The sequence below is a fragment of the Rhodanobacter sp. LX-99 genome (assembly GCF_018599185.1).
Taxonomy (GTDB): domain Bacteria; phylum Pseudomonadota; class Gammaproteobacteria; order Xanthomonadales; family Rhodanobacteraceae; genus Rhodanobacter.
Genome location: NZ_JAHFVL010000002.1, coordinates 323,281 through 338,311, shown reverse-complemented (window position 1 = coordinate 338,311; position 15,031 = coordinate 323,281). Strand labels below are relative to the sequence as shown.

16 protein-coding genes are annotated in these 15,031 nt (G+C 68.4%); 4 read left to right on the top strand and 12 right to left on the bottom strand.

The window, feature by feature from the left end:
• Positions 1-46 precede the first annotated feature (46 nt).
• Together KK131_RS12225 and KK131_RS12220 are read right to left on the bottom strand one after the other, a co-directional pair.
• A complete protein-coding gene (locus KK131_RS12225) occupies positions 47-847 on the bottom strand; it encodes a LytTR family DNA-binding domain-containing protein (protein ID WP_214557003.1) in 801 nt (266 codons plus the stop codon).
• Positions 844-1,956 (bottom strand): histidine kinase, encoded by a 1,113-nt coding sequence (locus KK131_RS12220; RefSeq protein WP_214557002.1) that lies wholly within the window; start codon positions 1,954-1,956, stop codon positions 844-846. Before KK131_RS12220 ends, KK131_RS12225 begins: the two co-directional genes overlap by 4 nt.
• A 219-nt stretch (positions 1,957-2,175) precedes the next feature.
• Between KK131_RS12220 and KK131_RS12215 the strand changes: the two genes are divergently transcribed.
• Positions 2,176-2,541 (top strand): hypothetical protein, encoded by a 366-nt coding sequence (locus tag KK131_RS12215; RefSeq protein WP_214557001.1) that lies wholly within the window; start codon positions 2,176-2,178, stop codon positions 2,539-2,541.
• A gap of 54 nt (positions 2,542-2,595) precedes the next feature.
• On the opposite strand, the gene KK131_RS12210 is transcribed toward KK131_RS12215, so the two are convergent.
• The 3 genes from KK131_RS12210 to KK131_RS12200 all read right to left on the bottom strand — a co-directional run bounded on the left by KK131_RS12210 (position 2,596) and on the right by KK131_RS12200 (position 6,276).
• Positions 2,596-4,548 (bottom strand): peptidase M61, encoded by a 1,953-nt coding sequence (locus KK131_RS12210; RefSeq protein WP_214557000.1) that lies wholly within the window; start codon positions 4,546-4,548, stop codon positions 2,596-2,598.
• Positions 4,549-4,661: 113 nt separating this feature from the next.
• Positions 4,662-5,504: a DUF2182 domain-containing protein gene (locus KK131_RS12205; RefSeq protein ID WP_345777247.1), complete on the bottom strand. Its 843-nt coding sequence runs from the start codon at positions 5,502-5,504 to the stop codon at positions 4,662-4,664.
• Positions 5,505-5,511: 7 nt separating this feature from the next.
• Complete coding sequence (locus KK131_RS12200; RefSeq protein ID WP_214556999.1) at positions 5,512-6,276, bottom strand: DUF899 domain-containing protein; 765 nt, start codon at positions 6,274-6,276, stop codon at positions 5,512-5,514.
• A 112-nt stretch (positions 6,277-6,388) separates the two neighbouring features.
• On the opposite strand from KK131_RS12200, the gene KK131_RS12195 reads away from it, so the two are divergent.
• Together KK131_RS12195 and KK131_RS12190 are read left to right on the top strand one after the other, a co-directional pair.
• Positions 6,389-7,609: a helix-turn-helix domain-containing protein gene (locus tag KK131_RS12195; protein ID WP_214556998.1), complete on the top strand. Its 1,221-nt coding sequence runs from the start codon at positions 6,389-6,391 to the stop codon at positions 7,607-7,609.
• Between the two features lie 9 nt (positions 7,610-7,618).
• Positions 7,619-8,266, top strand: a complete 648-nt coding sequence (locus tag KK131_RS12190) for a PQQ-binding-like beta-propeller repeat protein (protein ID WP_214556997.1) — start codon at positions 7,619-7,621, stop codon at positions 8,264-8,266.
• A gap of 39 nt (positions 8,267-8,305) precedes the next feature.
• Here KK131_RS12190 and KK131_RS12185 read toward each other — a convergent pair whose 3' ends face one another.
• Together KK131_RS12185 and KK131_RS12180 are read right to left on the bottom strand one after the other, a co-directional pair.
• Positions 8,306-9,676, bottom strand: a complete 1,371-nt coding sequence (locus tag KK131_RS12185; RefSeq protein ID WP_214556996.1) for a permease prefix domain 1-containing protein — start codon at positions 9,674-9,676, stop codon at positions 8,306-8,308.
• A 2-nt stretch (positions 9,677-9,678) separates the two neighbouring features.
• A complete protein-coding gene (locus KK131_RS12180) occupies positions 9,679-10,065 on the bottom strand; it encodes a PadR family transcriptional regulator (protein ID WP_214556995.1) in 387 nt (128 codons plus the stop codon).
• 116 nt (positions 10,066-10,181) lie between these two features.
• On the opposite strand from KK131_RS12180, the gene KK131_RS12175 reads away from it, so the two are divergent.
• Positions 10,182-10,952: a ThuA domain-containing protein gene (locus KK131_RS12175; RefSeq protein ID WP_214556994.1), complete on the top strand. Its 771-nt coding sequence runs from the start codon at positions 10,182-10,184 to the stop codon at positions 10,950-10,952.
• A 109-nt stretch (positions 10,953-11,061) separates the two neighbouring features.
• Here KK131_RS12175 and KK131_RS12170 read toward each other — a convergent pair whose 3' ends face one another.
• The 5 genes from KK131_RS12170 to KK131_RS12150 all read right to left on the bottom strand — a co-directional run bounded on the left by KK131_RS12170 (position 11,062) and on the right by KK131_RS12150 (position 14,967).
• Entirely contained in the window at positions 11,062-11,352 is a 291-nt protein-coding gene (locus tag KK131_RS12170; protein WP_214556993.1) for a HigA family addiction module antitoxin, read from the bottom strand.
• A 16-nt stretch (positions 11,353-11,368) separates the two neighbouring features.
• The gene (locus tag KK131_RS12165; protein WP_214556992.1) at positions 11,369-11,650 is read right to left on the bottom strand and encodes a type II toxin-antitoxin system RelE/ParE family toxin; all 282 of its coding nucleotides are present in this window, start codon (positions 11,648-11,650) and stop codon (positions 11,369-11,371) included.
• Positions 11,651-11,768: 118 nt separating this feature from the next.
• On the bottom strand, positions 11,769-12,338 hold the full coding sequence (locus KK131_RS12160; RefSeq protein WP_214556991.1) for a gluconate 2-dehydrogenase subunit 3 family protein: 570 nt from the start codon (positions 12,336-12,338) through the stop codon (positions 11,769-11,771).
• Positions 12,335-14,026 carry a GMC family oxidoreductase gene (locus tag KK131_RS12155; RefSeq protein WP_214556990.1) on the bottom strand — a complete coding sequence of 564 codons (1,692 nt, stop codon included), beginning with the start codon at positions 14,024-14,026 and terminating at the stop codon, positions 12,335-12,337. Before KK131_RS12155 ends, KK131_RS12160 begins: the two co-directional genes overlap by 4 nt.
• On the bottom strand, positions 14,023-14,967 hold the full coding sequence (locus tag KK131_RS12150; RefSeq protein WP_214556989.1) for a DUF1080 domain-containing protein: 945 nt from the start codon (positions 14,965-14,967) through the stop codon (positions 14,023-14,025). The genes KK131_RS12155 and KK131_RS12150 overlap by 4 nt, the downstream gene beginning before the upstream one ends.
• Positions 14,968-15,031: the final 64 nt, after the last annotated feature.

Genomic DNA, 15,031 nt, shown 5'->3' with positions numbered 1-15,031 from the left:
GCCGATAGAACCGACCGAAGCATAAGGCCGTCGTGCCGGCCGGTATTCAACTTTCGCCGTCCCGTTTCTCGTCCTTGCGCCGGGCCGAGACCAGGCGCAGGAAGGTTTCGTGCTGGTAGCGGCTCATGCGCAGCTTCTGGCCGGTATCCATCGTGACGACGTGGTAACCGTTGAACCACGGGTGGATGGCCTGGATGCGTCGCACGTTGATGATGGCAGAGCGGTGGACGCGCGCGAAATGCCGCGGATCGAGGCGCGCGGCCAGCGCGTTCATGGTCTCGCGCATCTCGTGGACACCGTCTGCCAGGTGTATCTGCACGGTATTGCCGCTGGCCTTGATCCACACGATGCCGTCGACGTCGATGAAGGTGATGCGTTCGTCGATGCGCACGGGCAGGCGCTGCAGGTAGTCGTCGCGCTGACGCAATGCGTCGAGCGCCTGCAGGATCCGCGCCGAAGCCGCCCCATTCACGCCCTCGCCGGCAGACAACCGCGCCTTCACCCGGCGCAGGGTGTCGGCGAAGCGCTCGCGGCTGAACGGCTTCACCAGGTAGTCCACCGCGTTCGCCTCGAACGCCCTCACCGCGTATTGCTCGAAGGCGGTGACGAACACCACCGCCGGCATGCGCTCCGCACCGATGGCTGCCACCACGTCCATGCCGTTGATCGCGGGCATCTGGATGTCGAGGAAGACCAGGTCGGGCGACTGGCTGCGTATCGCCTCGACCGCCGATGCGCCATCGCCGTACTCGCCCAGCAGTTCGACGTCGGGGTCGTCGCGCAGCAGGCGCACGATGGCACGGCGTGCGATCGGTTCGTCGTCCACGATGAGAGTGGCGATGCTCATGCGGACGCGACCTCGGGCGAGTCGTCCGATTCCCCGATCTCGCGGAACGGCAGGCGCAACCGACAGACCACGCCCTGCGGCCAGATCATCTCCAGGCGCACTTGCGCCACATCGCCGTACAGCTCGCGCAGGCGCAGCTCCGTGTTCGACAGGCCGATGCCGTGCCCTGACGGCGAGGCCGGCCCGTCCTCCAGCGTGCTGTTGCGATTGCGCACGTCGATGCACAGGCTGTCGCCCTCGCGCCGGCTTTCGACCTCGATGCAGTCCACGCCGACGCGTTCGCTGATCCCGTGCGAGATGGCGTTCTCCACGATCGGCTGCAGGATCAGGCTGGGCACGGCGCAATCCAGCGTATCCGGGGCCACGTAGATCCGCGTGGTCAGGCGATCCTTGAAGCGCGTGCGCTGGATGCCGAGGTAGAGATCCAGCAGCACCAGCTCCCGCCGCAGGCTGATCTCCTGGCCGTCGTAGTCCTCCAGGAACGCACGCAGCAGATCGCTCAGGCGCAGCAGCATGTCCTCGGCCGACAGCGTGTCCTCGTGCAGCAGGGTCGCGACCGCGTGCAGCGTGTTGAACAGGAAATGCGGCTGCAGCTGCGTCTTGAGCACCTGCAGCCGCGACTGCGCGAGTTCCGAGGCCAGCCGGCTTGCTTCCAGTTCGCGGCGCGTTTTCTCTTCGTGGAACTGCATGGCCCGCTGGATCGCGAACAGCGCCCAGTACGTGAACAGCCCCATGGCGGCATGCTGGTTGACGAAGAACCGCAGCTGCTCGACGAACCCGCTCGGCTCGAACACCGTCGAGACCAGGGCGCCGATCACCAGCGCCAGAAAGGTCATGTTCACACTGGCCGCCAGCTGCGCACCAAGGCCGCCCAGGCGCAGCGGCGTCTGGATTGGAAAGCGCACCGCCAGGCGGAACACCGTCGGTGCAAGCGCAGCCCACGTGTACCACTGGATCATCGACCAGCGCAGGTAATCGAAAGCCGACCAGGTATGGCCGGTGAGCGTGTCGCGCATGAATTCCTGCACCGCAAACACCACCGCCACGGCGCTCCACAGGCCGAGGTAGCGGGCCAGGCCGATCTGCGTGTTGCCAAGGCGAACCATCATCGCGGGATATCCCGTGGGTCGGAGCGGCCATCCTAGGCGCAGCGCACGGTGCTGAAAAGCAAATGCGCAGCGCCGCTACGATTCGTCATCGCGTCGCGACGATTCGTCCCGAAAAGCTTTCGAGAGGCAACGCCGATCCGGCCAGATCACGCTGCCGGGCTTGTGCGCGATACCGCGCGCAAGCCACCGGCGACACCTCATCCCCGCCGGAGCCCTGCCATGAGTCCGACCCGCGCCATCGCCTTCGCCGCCCTGCTCGCCCTCGCGCCTGGCAGCATGCTCGCCACGCCCGCGGCCAGCGCCGCCCACGCCGATGCCGGGCGCAGGTCCACGCGGCACTTCAAGCTCGTGAACGCCACGTTCGACAGCGTGACCGCACTCGCCATCGCGCCCGACGGCAGCGATGCCTTCCGCGACGTGGCACTCGGCGAGCCGCTGCAAGGCGGCTTGACCTCGATGATCTTCGACGTTCCCGCCGGCGGCTGCCGGCGCGATCTTCGCGTGACCTTCCGCGGCGGACGCATCCTGCTTCTTCCGCACATCGACGTCTGCCGCAGCGATGGCCTGCGGCTGACGCCGGGGTGACGGCACCCGGTTCGGTTTCCCCAGCCGCGGCCGAACCCTCGTGCCCGGTCGCCTTTACCTGCGCGCCGCGATGATCTCGCTCAGGTAATCGGGCGTGCCCTCGACGCGCACCAGGTGCGGGTACTGCAGGCCGTCGTGGTAATCCACCGGCACCGTGCGGTAGGTGCCCTGGTACTTCAGCAGTAGTCTGATCGGTGCCTTGCCGGTCCTGGCCGCCGTGATCGCCTGCTTCAGCACGTCGCCGGAATAGTCCTGGCCGTTCACCGCGACGATGGTGGCGCCCGTGCTCACTCCGGCCTTGAACGCCGGACCATCCCAGCGCACGTCGTTGATCTGGCCGTCCTTGGCCATCGTCAGGCCGATCGACCAGGCGAAGTTGTACAGGTGGCGCGACGATTGCGGCCGGCTGTTGTACTGCTTCTCGTAGGCGCTTTCCTTGTCGGTGTAGACCAGCTTCCAGCCGGTGCCCTCGACGCCGTCCAGCAGCGGCGGCTTGCGCGCATCGACGTGCGCGTGCAGGAAACCCGCCCAGTCGTAAGGGGCCACGCCGTTCAACGCCGCCACCACGTCGTCGAAGGTGTAGGTTTTCGTCACGTAGCTGCCGTTGTCGACGCCGAAGAACGCGCGCGCGAAATCGTCCAGCGACTTGCGGTCGTGCGTCAGCGCACGCAGCCTGGCGTCCACCTCCAGCCACATCATCTGCCCGGCGCTGTAATACTCCTCACTCATCTGCCAGCTGCGATACGGCAAGCCCGAGCGGCGCGCGGCGGTCGGGTCGTTGGTGGTGTCCTCGAGCGTGCGCCACCGGAAGCCCTCGCGGTTGCGGTCGTAGTTGGCCGCCACCATCGCCAGCGCGTCGCGGAACTGTTCGGGCGTCCACAGGCCGGCGCGCGCGGTCAGCACGTAGCCCCAGTACTGCGTCTGCCCCTCGTACACCCACAGCAGCGAATCGCCCATCGGCACGTTGAAGTTGGGCGTCCAAAGGTCCGCCGGACGGCGGAACTTGCCGTTCCACGAATGCGCGTACTCGTGCGCCAGCAGGTCGCGGCCCGGCGCGTTGTCGTCCCAGGCGGTGAAGTAGTCGGCACCCAGGCCGTCCTCGCTGGACTGGTGGTGCTCCGTGCCGTTGCCGCCCAGCTGGTCCGACAGCGAGAACAGGAAGTCGTAGTGGTCGTAATGGTGCGAGCCGAACAGCCTGGTCGCCTGCACCGTCAGCGCGCGATGCGCGTTCACCTGTTCGGGCGTCATGGCCAGGTATTTCGGCGCGTCGGCGACGATGTCCAGATGCACCGGCGCCCCGCCGGGCGGCGTGAGATCGACGCGCTTGAAGTACTGGCCGGCATAGACCGGCGAATCGACCAGGTTGTTGAAGGTCACCGGCTTGAAGGTGGTGGTGTCGCCCGACTGCGAGGCCGGCTCCAGCGCGGTGCCGAGCTGCCAGCCGTGCGCCAGCGTCACGCTGGGCGCGAAGGTGATGCCGCGCGTGAAATGCCCGGCCGGATACAGCGCCACCTTGCTCCACTCCATGTCCATCATGCGGTCGGTGATCTCGAACCCGCCGTCGCGGGGCGACAGATACTGGAACTCCGCGTCGATGCGGGCGACCCCTGCAGGCACGTCGAGGTGGAACGCGTACACGTCGTACTTGTCGCGCGTCCATGCCAGCGGCTTGCCGCCGGCGCTGAGCGTGAGGCCGGCGAGCATCGCGATCGGGCCGGTCGGCGAGTGGTCGCCGGGAATCCACTGCGGGTACAGCAAGGTCAACGCGCCGGCCTGCACCGGAATCGTCTCGTGCACGCGGAAGATGCCCTGCGCCGTGTCGCCGGCATCGACGTGAAGAACGATCGTGCCGGGGTACGGCACGTCCTGCGGCGGCGGCACCTGGGCGCTGCGCGTCTCCTGCGCGCCCGCGGCACCTGCAGCAAGCACCATCGATACGGCCAGGACAAGACGCACCATCGTGCGGCGCGCGCCCGCCGGCAATGCGGCGAAAAAGGGAACGAACATGCGGAACTCCGGCAACCAGACCAAGGGTCCCTTCAACTTAGCACCACGGCGCGACGCGTGGACGAATGGCAGAACGCGCAGAAAAACACCGGCAAGACGGTGGCGGCCATCGCCTACCACGTAAAGGCAAAGGCATGGCCCGCGATCAGGAACAACCCTGCTCCGATGGCGACGGCCCCGGTGGCCCGCGCCATGCGCTCACCGCTCGGGGCGAGACGCTCGAGCGTGATCGCCGCCATCACGGCGGCCATCGCGTGCAGGTCCATGACCCCGACGGCCAGGAGGACCGCCGTCGGACCGGCGCAGCAGAGGTTGCAGTCGAAACCGAGGCGCAGGCCGAGCCGCCAGGCCGCGCCGGCATCGACCGGCGACGTGCGGCCATGCCCCGGCATATTCCGGCAGCAGGCCAGCTGACGCGCTTTCCACGCGGTGAACTGAAGGGCGCCGGCGATCAGGACCACCCCGCCGACCGCGATCGGCACGCCGCGCGCCAGCGCCGGCTGCCGCATCTCGATCGCCGCCAGCACGGCGCCCGATGCAAAAGCGGCCACGCCGGACATCGTCCAGACGGCGAAGTAACCCGCGCCCACGATCGCGGCCAGACGACCGGGACGCGCGTTGCCTGTCCTGCCGACGGCCTGGCGGCAGCGCCACAGCACCGGCGCCAGGGATGGCAGCATCATCGCCACCATCATCACGACCCACATGCCGAGGAACGCCGCCGCGGCGCCGGGCCAGGTCTGCCCGGGCATTCGCATCCACGCCATCGACATCGTCCAGCCGCCGGGCATCGGCATCCCGTCCATCGCCGACATGGACGCGCAGCGGACGATCGTCGCCGCCGCGCTGGCGGCGAACAGCAGCGTCGCGACGCCGAAGAAGATTCGCCGCGACGCCTGCCCGGCAGCCATGCCGCGCGCGACGTCCGCACCACCGGTTGCGCCGACGATATCCACGGCCGGCTCAGCGCGTGGCGTATTCGTCGTGGCGGCGCCACCAGATGCCCGTCTCGTTGCGCCCCAGCGGCGCGCGGTCGAGCCACTGGTACGCGCCCCACAGGCCGTCCAGGCCGCGCGCGTAGGTGGAATAGGTGTGATGGACCGCGCCGTCCTCGATCACGAAGGCGCTCATGCCGGGGCGGTCGCGCACGTAGGTGGCTGCATCCGTGCCGCAGGTGGCCGCGAACTCGCGCACCGGTTCCGGGAGCTCGGCGGCGACGATCGGATGGCCGCCGCGCCGGTAGTTGTATTCGACGCTACCTGCGCGCTGCTGCGCCTCGGTGATCGAAACGTTGAAGTCGTAGTTGAAGTCGCCGCCGTGCGATGACGCCCACGGGAACGCCCAGCCCATGCGCCGCTTGTACGCCTGCAGCTTGGCGAGCGGCGCGCGCGACACCGCCGTCAGCGCGACGTCGTGGTTGGCCAGGTGGACAGCGAAGCCGTTGAAGCCGTCGGCGATCATCGAGCAGGACGGACACCCTGCCGTGTAGTCGGGCCCGAACATGAAGTGGTAGACGAGGAGCTGCGAGCGCCCCTGGAACAGATCCACCAGCGAGGCGCTGCCCGCGTCGGTGTCGAAGCGATACGCCTTGTCGATCCGGACCCACGGCAGCGCCTGCCGCTGCCGCGCCAGCTCGTCGCTGCGCCGCGTGTGCTCCTTCTCCGCCTCGAGTAGCGCCATCCGCGCGGCGAGCCACTCCTGCCGCGTTCCGGTCGTGTGCTTGGTCATCGCGCCTCCGTCTGTAGACGACCCGGTGGTGGTCGGCCATGCGCTAGATTAGGCATCGGGTTTCCAGCGGCGGGAGTGACAAGTGTGGCGCGATTGACATGAGCTCGTTCCCGTGGACTCGCTGATCACCGCCGCGGCGCGCGCACTCGCCGCGGGCGATCCCCTCGGCGCATTGAAACGGGTCGCCCTGCGCGACGACGCGCCCGGCCTCGCGCTGCGGGGCATCGCGATGGCACAGCTCGGCGAGCTGGTCCGGGCGAAGGCGCTGCTGCGAAAAGCGGCGCGCGCCTTCGGTGCGAAAGAAGCCGTGGCGCGCGCGCGATGCGTCGTCGCCGAAGCCGAGATCGCACTGGCCTCGCGCGAACTGGGCTGGCCCGCGAAAGCGCTCGACGCCGCACGGGCGACGCTCGAAGAACACGGCGACCGGGTGAACGCCGCGCACGCGCGCTATCTCGAAGTACGGCGCCTCCTGCTGATCGGGCATCTCGACGAAGCCGAACGCATGCTCGCCGGGCTCGATCCCACCGCCCTACCGCCCGCGTTGAGAGCCGTCCACGAACTGGTGGCGGCAGGGATCGGGTTGCGGCGCCTGCAGACGAGGCCCGCGCGTGCGGCGCTCGCGCGGGCCGCACGCGCCGCGCAACACGCACGCATTCCCGCGCTGACGGCGGAGGTCGAAAGCGCCTTCCTGGTCCTGAACACGCCTGCCGCGCGCCTGATCGTGAAGGGCGAAGAGCGACTCCTCCGCCTCGAAGAAGTCGAAGCGCTGCTGGCATCGAATGCCTTCGTCGTAGATGCCTGCCGCCACGCCGTGTGCCATGCGGGCACGACGATACCGCTCGCGACGCGCCCGGTGCTGTTCGCGCTCGCCCGCGCGCTGGGCGAAGCGTGGCCGCAAGACGTGCCCAGGGACATGCTCGTCGCGCGCGCATTCCGTCTTAAGCTCGCCGACGAGTCGCATCGCGCGCGCTTGCGCGTCGAAATCGGGCGGCTGCGCGGCGTGCTTCGCACGCTGGCCGAAGTGAGCGCGACGAAGCGGGGCTTCGTGCTGGCGCCGCGCCATGCAGGCGAAGTCGTCGTGCTGGCGCGGCCGGTCGAGGAGAAGCATGCGGCGGTGCTCGCCCTGCTCGCCGACGGCGAGTCGTGGTCGAGCTCGGCCCTGGCGCTTGCCCTCGGCGCCAGCCAGCGTACCGTGCAGCGGGCGCTCGACGCGCTGGCGGCCATGGGCAAGGCGCAGCCGTTCGGTCACGGACGGGCGCGCCGCTGGACGACCCCGCCGGTGCCGGGATTCGCGACCACCTTGTTACTCCCCGCTCCGCTGCCGGGCGGCTAGGATGGAAACATGCATCGAACAAAAGCCGAAATCTTCCGTGAGTACGGCCCCTTTCCCGGTGCCGACAACGTGCATGGCGTCGCCTGCGACGGCCACAGCGTCTGGTTTGCGTCCGGCGACAGGCTGATCGCCTTCGACCCTGCGAGCGGGAAGCCGCTGGGCTCGATCGACGTCGCCGCCCATGCGGGAACCGCCTTCGACGGCCAGCACCTGTTCCAGCTTGCCGAGGATCGCATCCAGAAGATCGATCCGCGGACCGGCCGCGTCCTCGCCACGATCCCGGCGCCCGGTGGCGGCGGCGATTCGGGGCTCGCGTGGGCCGAGGGGACGCTGTGGGTGGGGCAATACCGGGACCGCAAGATCCACCAAATCGATCCCCGAACCGGAGCGATTCTTCGCACCATCGAGTCCAACCGCTTCGTCACCGGGGTCACCTGGGTCGACGGCGAACTCTGGCACGGCACCTGGGAAAGCGACGAGAGCGAGTTGCGGCGGATCGACCCTCGAACCGGAAAGGTCCTGGAGAGCCTGGAGATGCCGTCCGGCGTCGGCGTGTCGGGGCTCGATTCCGATGGCGATCAATTCTTCTGCGGCGGCGGAAACAGCGCGAAGGTGCGCGCCGTCCGTCGGCCGAGGCGAGCCGCCGCAGGCGGGTAGACAGGCAGGTTGTTCGGGACACCGGTCAGTCGCACCCGCTCAGATGTAGCGGAACAGCGGCGGAAAGACGATCACGACGACCATCGCCCACGCGGCATACACCGGCAGGTAATCCGTCTGCCACCGCTCAAGGCGCGCGAACGATCCGCGGCCTCGCAGAAAGCGGAGGTAGAGCACGGCGGACCACGCCAGATTGACCAGGAGAATCACGTTCTCGCCCAGCGCAGCCACGCGGTTCGGCGTGAATCCGAACTCGTTGATGCGCGCGGCGATGGCCCACAGCGCGAGCGCGTCCGCCAGCAGCGCGCTGACCACGAGCACGACCTGCACCGCGTCGAAGGCGCCGGGAGGCGACCGCGGATCGCGGGCGGAAACCGAATAGAGCAGCAGGCCGAGGACCAGGACGAGCAGCAGGTCGAAGGCGATCAGCACGTTCCGCTCGATGTCGACGCCGTGCCCGGTCCACAGCACGGTGCCCAGGAACACCACCAATACGGCGGCGAAGATCGGCGTGAACAGGCGCGTCAACACGGGCGCCATGTTCTCGATCACGCTCTGCTTGGCCTCCACCAGCCACGCGGCGACCAGCACGGCCCCGGCCGCTCCGCACGGCAGCAGCCAGGCGTTGAAGAAAGGCTCGGCCTTGACCTCGATCGCCTCGAACATCATCACCATGAACGCCGTGAGCACCGCCCCGCCGAGGGCGATCAGGACGTAGTAGATGAACAGCTCGCCCGAGAAGCGGATGAAGTCCATGCGGCCGTCGCCCCGACGCCAGCGGCCGCCGGCGTACACGATGCCCACCGCCAGCCACAGCGCGATCGGCAGGTGCAGCGCCGCCAGCCTCTCGCTGGCACCGCCCGGCATGAAGGGGTAGACGTTGGCGAAGACCGCCGCCGCGACGAACGCCGCCGCCAGCCAGAACAGCGTCTTCGTGCCGAGCTGCCGTTTCCAGACGAAATAGCCGGCCAGGAAGGGCAGCACGAACAGGCTGAGGTTGCGGGCGTAGAAGCCGGCATCCTGTTCCAGTTGCAACCCGAAGAGCACCGGCAGCTTGATCGCCACGGCTGCCGCCAGCGCGAGCCCGAAGGCGGCGATGGCATCCGCTCGGGTGCGCGCCCGTGGGCCATCGGCCTCCGGCGGGACGACGACGAGTTGCTTCCACAGGCGCTCCGAGTGCTCGCGCGCGAACTCCCGCGAGAGGGCGTCGAGGCCGCCCATGCGCTTGACCGCCACCAGGAACGCTTCATCGGTGGCGAGCCCCGCGTCGACCAGAACCGCGACCTGTTCGCGCAGATGATCTTCCAGCTCCGCGACGTCGACGGCGTGGATCGCCTGCCGCCGGCGCAGGTAGCTGCGCCACTGGTCGATCTGCGCTTCGAGCGATGCCGTGCGATCCGAGGCGGACATGGTCAGGCTCCTTGTGGCGATAACGCGGCGGACGCCGGACGCGTAGCCGGACCGGCGGCGGAGAGCGCCTTCCAGATGGACCGCAGCGTCGCGTCCACCGCCTGCCATTGCCGGCGTTCCTCCGCGAGCTGGTCCCGGCCGGGGGACGTGATGCGGTAGTACTTGCGGCGGCGGCCGCTCCCGGCCACTTCCCATCGCGCCTCGACATGGCCGAGCCGTTCGAGCCGATGCAGCACGGGATAGAGCATGCCGTCCGTCCATTCCATGTGCCCGCCCGACAGCTCGCGGACGCGCTGGATGATCGCGTAGCCGTAGCTGTCTCCTGCGGCCAGGATCGCCAGCACGATCGGGGTCGAGGAAGCGGCTATCAGGTCCTTGTTGATCGTCATGGATGCCTCATGTTGCGCGGCGCGGATGGACTCAGCCGCGGGTACATGGCAGTACTATACATTGAACAACCATGTATGCAAGACGGCGGGATGCACCGGATTGCTACACTCGGAACATGCACAAGAGCCTGCTCCTGAGCGCCATCCTGATGCTGGCCGCGGCGCTGTTGCCGGGCTGCGCGTCGCCCACCGCGAGCCGGCCGCACGGCGCAAGCGCAAGTTCACGGCATGCGCCGCGGATCCTGGTGTTCACCCGCACGACGGGCTATCGCCACGCATCGATTCCGGTCGGCGTGCAGACGCTGCGCGAGCTTGCGCAGGCGCAGGGGATCGCGCTGACCCAGAGCGAGGACCCTGCCCTGTTCGACGGCGCCAGCCTGGCCCGCTTCGATGCAGTGGTGTTTCTCAGCACCACCGGCGACGTGCTGGATGAGACCCGGCAGGCGGCGTTCGAGCGCTACGTCGGCAAGGGTGGCGGTTACATGGGCGTGCACGCCGCCGCCGATACGGAATACGACTGGCCCTGGTATGGCCGTCTGGTCGGCGCCTGGTTCGACAGCCATCCGAAGGGGTTGCAGACCACCCGGGTGCGCTTCGAAGGCGACGCCATCGCACTGGCGCAGGACTGGCAAGTCACCGACGAGCTGTACAACTACCGGCGCAACCCGCGCGACACCGTCAAGGTGATCGCCACCGTGGACGAAAGCCGCTACCAGGGCGGCAAGATGGGTATCGACCACCCGATCGCCTGGTGCCACGCCCGCCTGGGCGGCCGCGCCTGGTACACCGGCCTGGGCCATGACGCGGCGCTGTACGCCGAGCCGATCTACCGCGCGCACCTGCTGCGCGGCCTGCGCTATGTCACCGGCCGCGCGGACGTGTGCTGAATCTCGAAAGGCGGGCAAGACGCCGTCCCTGGTTCTGCTGACCCCGAGGTTCGGTACATGGTGTCCATCGCGCCAAGCACGCTGCCGCGCTCGCCCGGCGAACCGCTGGTCACGCGGCAAGCCGCTCGATTTTTCCGACGAGCTTGCCCAGTACACGATGCGCTTCTTCCAGATCGTAGTCCGCCTGCAGGCCGAGCCAGAACCGCTCGCTGGTGCCAAGAGCAGCGGCGAGGCGCACGGCCGTATCCGCCGTGACACCACGCTTGCCGAGCACGATCTCGTTGATACGGCGCGGCGGCACACCGGCGGCACGCGCCAGCGCGTTCTGGCTGATGCCCATGGGAGCAAGGAACTCCTCGAGCAGCACTTCGCCGGGATGGATGTTGGGCAGGGTATTCATGGTTGACCCGTTTGCGTCAGTGGTAATCGACGATCTCCACGTCGTGGGCATCCCCGTCGATCCAACGAAAGCAGATGCGCCATTGATCGTTGATGCGGATGCTGTACTGGCCCCTCCGGCTACCCTTGAGCGCCTCAAGACGGTTGGCCGGCGGGACTCGCAGATCCTCAAGTGAAGAGGCATTGCCGAGCATGCGCAGCTTGCGACGGGACACGGACTGGATATCGGCAGGCAGCCGCCGGGAAGGCACTCCGCCCCAGATCTTTTCCGCTTCCTTGTCGGCAAAGTTCCTGATCACGAAGAAACCATAACGCGGACCGTCATATGACGCAAGTCGTCATAAAGAAAAACCCGCCATGCGGCGAGCCACTGTTCAGAGCCTGCATCGTTCCAGTCGAAACGACGACTCTGCTCCGTCAGGCACCCCAAGCCGGCTGCCCGGGCGCGAGTGGGAGGCATCCCTCCCAGCGCCCGGGGATGGCCACGTAGCGCATCGCCCGCGTCATGCCGATCTCGGAAGTGAAGTAGGCCCGGAGTGCGAGCTCGCGTACATCCGCGAACCAGTGCGGCCCACCGGCCTGTTGCGCCACGGCGTCCAGCCCGCGAAGCATCTGCTCGCGTTCGGGCTGCGGCAGCGAGGCGAAGGCGCCGCCGCGTTCCCGGCAGGTCGCCCGGAACGCCCGCAGTCCATCGGAAACCCGCTGCTGCACGTCCACGGCCATGCAGTCGGCGAGCAGCAGGGCCACCGTCGCGCCCACGCCGGCGGCCTTCGCTCCCGGCGAGGCCGCGGTCGTCGGAAGGAGCGTATCGGCGATGTCTTCGAGCAACGCCCGGTCGCCGTGATCGTCGTCGGCCCCGCGTGCGCCGCGCCCGCAGCCGGCCAGCACGCCGGGCACGATCAGCGCGCCGCCCGCCAGGACGGTCAGCGCCTTCAGCGCCTCGCGCCGGGTCATCGCCATCGACAGCACCGGCTCGCGATCGCTCACAGGTTCCGCCTCGCCAGTTCCTCGACGGCATGGTTCACCGCGCGGGCCGTGAGGGCCATGTAGAGAAGCGACGGGCTCTGGTTGCCGGTGGAGGTCATGCACGCGCCGTCGGTGACGAAGACGTTGGGGCACGCATGCAGCTGGTTCCAGCGGTTGAGCAGCGAGGTCTCCGGGTCGCGCCCCATGCGGCAACCGCCCATCTCGTGGATGTCGCGTCCCGGGGACCAGTGATTGTCGACCGTCTCGATGTCGCGGCAGCCGGCGACTGCGAGCATTTCGGTGGCCTGCGTGCGCCAGTCGCGGACCATCTTCTCGTCGTTGTCGTCGTATCCCACCGAGGTGACCAGCAGCGGCATGCCCCATTCGTCCTTTTGCGTCTCGTCCAGGCGGACGTGGTTTGCCTCCTTCGGAATCGTCTCGCCCTGCAGGTACATGTAGATCTTCCATGGCCCGGGCCGGGCCTGCGCATCCTTGTACGCGCCGCCGACCCGCTCGGCAGTGACCGCGCCGCGCTCGCGATACGCACCGGTGAACGTGGTGTAGCCGCCGACGAAGTCCATCTCCTGCTTCCCGAGGTTGCGGAAGTTGGCGAGGATGCACTCCGAGGGCCGGCGGCCGAAGTAGTACTTGTCGTCGAAGCCGTCGATGAATCCGCTGCCGGAGGCGCGGTAGTTCTGGAAGGCCACGTATTTCCCGAGCAGGCCGTTGTCGTTGCCGAGCCCGTGCGGGAATCGCGCCGAGACCGAGTTGAACAGGATCAGCACCGTGTTCAGCGCCGACGCGTTGACGAAGACGATGCGGGCGCGATACTCGCTGACGGCATGCGTGTTCGCGTCGATCACCCGCACTCCCGTCGCCCTGTTCGTGCGTTCGTCGTAAATGATGGAATGCGCGACGGCGTCGGGACGCAGCGTCAGGTTCCCGGTCTTCTCCGCCCACGGCAGCGTCGACGAGTTCGAGCTGAAGTAGGCGCCGAAGGGGCATCCGCGCCAGCACAGGTTGCGCGCCAGGCAGCGGCTGCGCCCCTGTTGCAGGTGGATCGGCTCCGGCCGGGTGAGGTGCGCCCAGCGGCCGTGCACCACGTGGCGATTGCCGTAGTGCGCGCGGATCCTGTCGCTCATGTGCTGCTCGACGCAATTGAAGTCGAACGGCGGCAGGAATTCCCCGTCGGGCATCGACTCGATCCCGTCGCGCGTGCCGCACACGCCGATGAATTTCTCCACGTGCGAATACCACGGGGCGACGTCGTCGTAGCCGATCGGCCAGGCGATGCCGTAGCCGTCGCGCTCCGGCGCCTCGAACTCGTACCGGCTCCAGCGCTGGCAGGCGCGGCCCCACATGATCGACTTGCCGCCCACCTGGTAGCCGCGGATCCAGTCGAACGGCCGCTCCTGCACGTAGGGATGCTCGGCGTCCCTGACGAAGAAGTGCACCACGTCTTCGGCGGCGATCCGGGAGGCGACCGGGTTCTCTTCCCTGTACTTGCGCGTCAGCGCGCCGCGGTGCGGCAGCTGCCAGGGCGCCAGGTTCGCGGTGGGATAGTCCTTGATGTGGGTGACGTTGCGGCCGCGTTCCAGCACCAGCGTCTTCAGGCCCTTGTCGCACAGCTCCTTCGCCGCCCAGCCGCCGGAGATGCCGGAGCCGATGACGATCGCGTCGAAGGTGGTGGCGTCGGCGGCGGCGTTCATCGCGCAGGCGTCAGCGTGATGTTGCGGAACTCGACCGGGCCGTGGTCACCCTGCAGCAGCAGCGGTCCGGGCGCGCCTTCGTCGCTGTCGAGCGCGCCGCCGGTGATGCCTGGGATCTCGCGGTCGCAGATGACCGTCCTGCCGTTGAGCATGACGGTGATCCTACGCCCGATCAGGGTGATGTCCAGCGACTGCCATGCATCCGGGCCCCTGGCCGCGTCCTCGCTCGGCGCAAGGAAACCGTACACGGCGCCGAGGCGGTCGCTCGGGGGCTCGCCCAGGGCGTCGGCGATCTGCACCTCGTAGCGCCCGCGCAGGTACACGCCGCTGTTGCTGCCCGCGGGCAGGCGCAACTCGGCGTGCAGCTTGAAGTCGCTGAACTTCCGCTCGGTCACCAGGTTGGCGCCCCCGGCCGTGTTGCGCAGCACGCCATCGGCAACTTCCCACCGGGACTGTCCCAGCGCGCGCCAGCCGCTCAGGTCGGTCCCGTTGAAGAGGCGGATCGGCGCGGCCCACTTCGGCGCCGCCGGCCGCCGCAATGACGGTGCGCGACGGGCGCTCCAGCCGAAGCGCCGGTGATCGGGAAACGTCATCGAGCCGGTGATCGTGCCACCCTGCAACCGTCCCCGGAACGACAGATCGTCCTTGCCGTCCTCCCATTGCGGCGGCAGGGAGAAGCGCAGCTCGCCGCTCTCGACCTCCACGCGGGAGATCGGCCGCGCGCTGCCGACCACGCCCACGAACTGGCCGACGAGCGTCCGGAATCCGGAACGGCGGATTTCCAGCCAGGAAGGAAGATCGCCAGCAGGCGTATGGATAGTGATGTCCCACCGCCCCACCAGCGCCTCTCCGGCAGCCTCGGTCGCCGCTGCGGAAGCGATGCCAAGGATCATCGATCCGCCGAGGCCGAAGGCAAGCAGTGCCGACAGGTGACGTCGCATGGTCGTGTCCCTCTCTTCGGGAAGTCGACTCTAACTCCGCCCCGTCACGCCGTTACCAGCTGCA

What these genes read in the sequence shown, in the direction of transcription:
- KK131_RS12225 (WP_214557003.1), bottom strand. Translation starts at nt 847, where the DNA reads ATGAGCATCGCCACTCTCATCGTGGACGACGAACCGATCGCACGCCGT.
- KK131_RS12220 (WP_214557002.1), bottom strand. Translation starts at nt 1,956, where the DNA reads ATGATGGTTCGCCTTGGCAACACGCAGATCGGCCTGGCCCGCTACCTC.
- KK131_RS12215 (WP_214557001.1), top strand. Translation starts at nt 2,176, where the DNA reads ATGAGTCCGACCCGCGCCATCGCCTTCGCCGCCCTGCTCGCCCTCGCG.
- KK131_RS12210 (WP_214557000.1), bottom strand. Translation starts at nt 4,548, where the DNA reads ATGTTCGTTCCCTTTTTCGCCGCATTGCCGGCGGGCGCGCGCCGCACG.
- KK131_RS12200 (WP_214556999.1), bottom strand. Translation starts at nt 6,276, where the DNA reads ATGACCAAGCACACGACCGGAACGCGGCAGGAGTGGCTCGCCGCGCGG.
- KK131_RS12190 (WP_214556997.1), top strand. Translation starts at nt 7,619, where the DNA reads ATGCATCGAACAAAAGCCGAAATCTTCCGTGAGTACGGCCCCTTTCCC.
- KK131_RS12185 (WP_214556996.1), bottom strand. Translation starts at nt 9,676, where the DNA reads ATGTCCGCCTCGGATCGCACGGCATCGCTCGAAGCGCAGATCGACCAG.
- KK131_RS12180 (WP_214556995.1), bottom strand. Translation starts at nt 10,065, where the DNA reads ATGACGATCAACAAGGACCTGATAGCCGCTTCCTCGACCCCGATCGTG.
- KK131_RS12175 (WP_214556994.1), top strand. Translation starts at nt 10,182, where the DNA reads ATGCACAAGAGCCTGCTCCTGAGCGCCATCCTGATGCTGGCCGCGGCG.
- KK131_RS12170 (WP_214556993.1), bottom strand. Translation starts at nt 11,352, where the DNA reads ATGAATACCCTGCCCAACATCCATCCCGGCGAAGTGCTGCTCGAGGAG.
- KK131_RS12155 (WP_214556990.1), bottom strand. Translation starts at nt 14,026, where the DNA reads ATGAACGCCGCCGCCGACGCCACCACCTTCGACGCGATCGTCATCGGC.
- KK131_RS12150 (WP_214556989.1), bottom strand. Translation starts at nt 14,967, where the DNA reads ATGCGACGTCACCTGTCGGCACTGCTTGCCTTCGGCCTCGGCGGATCG.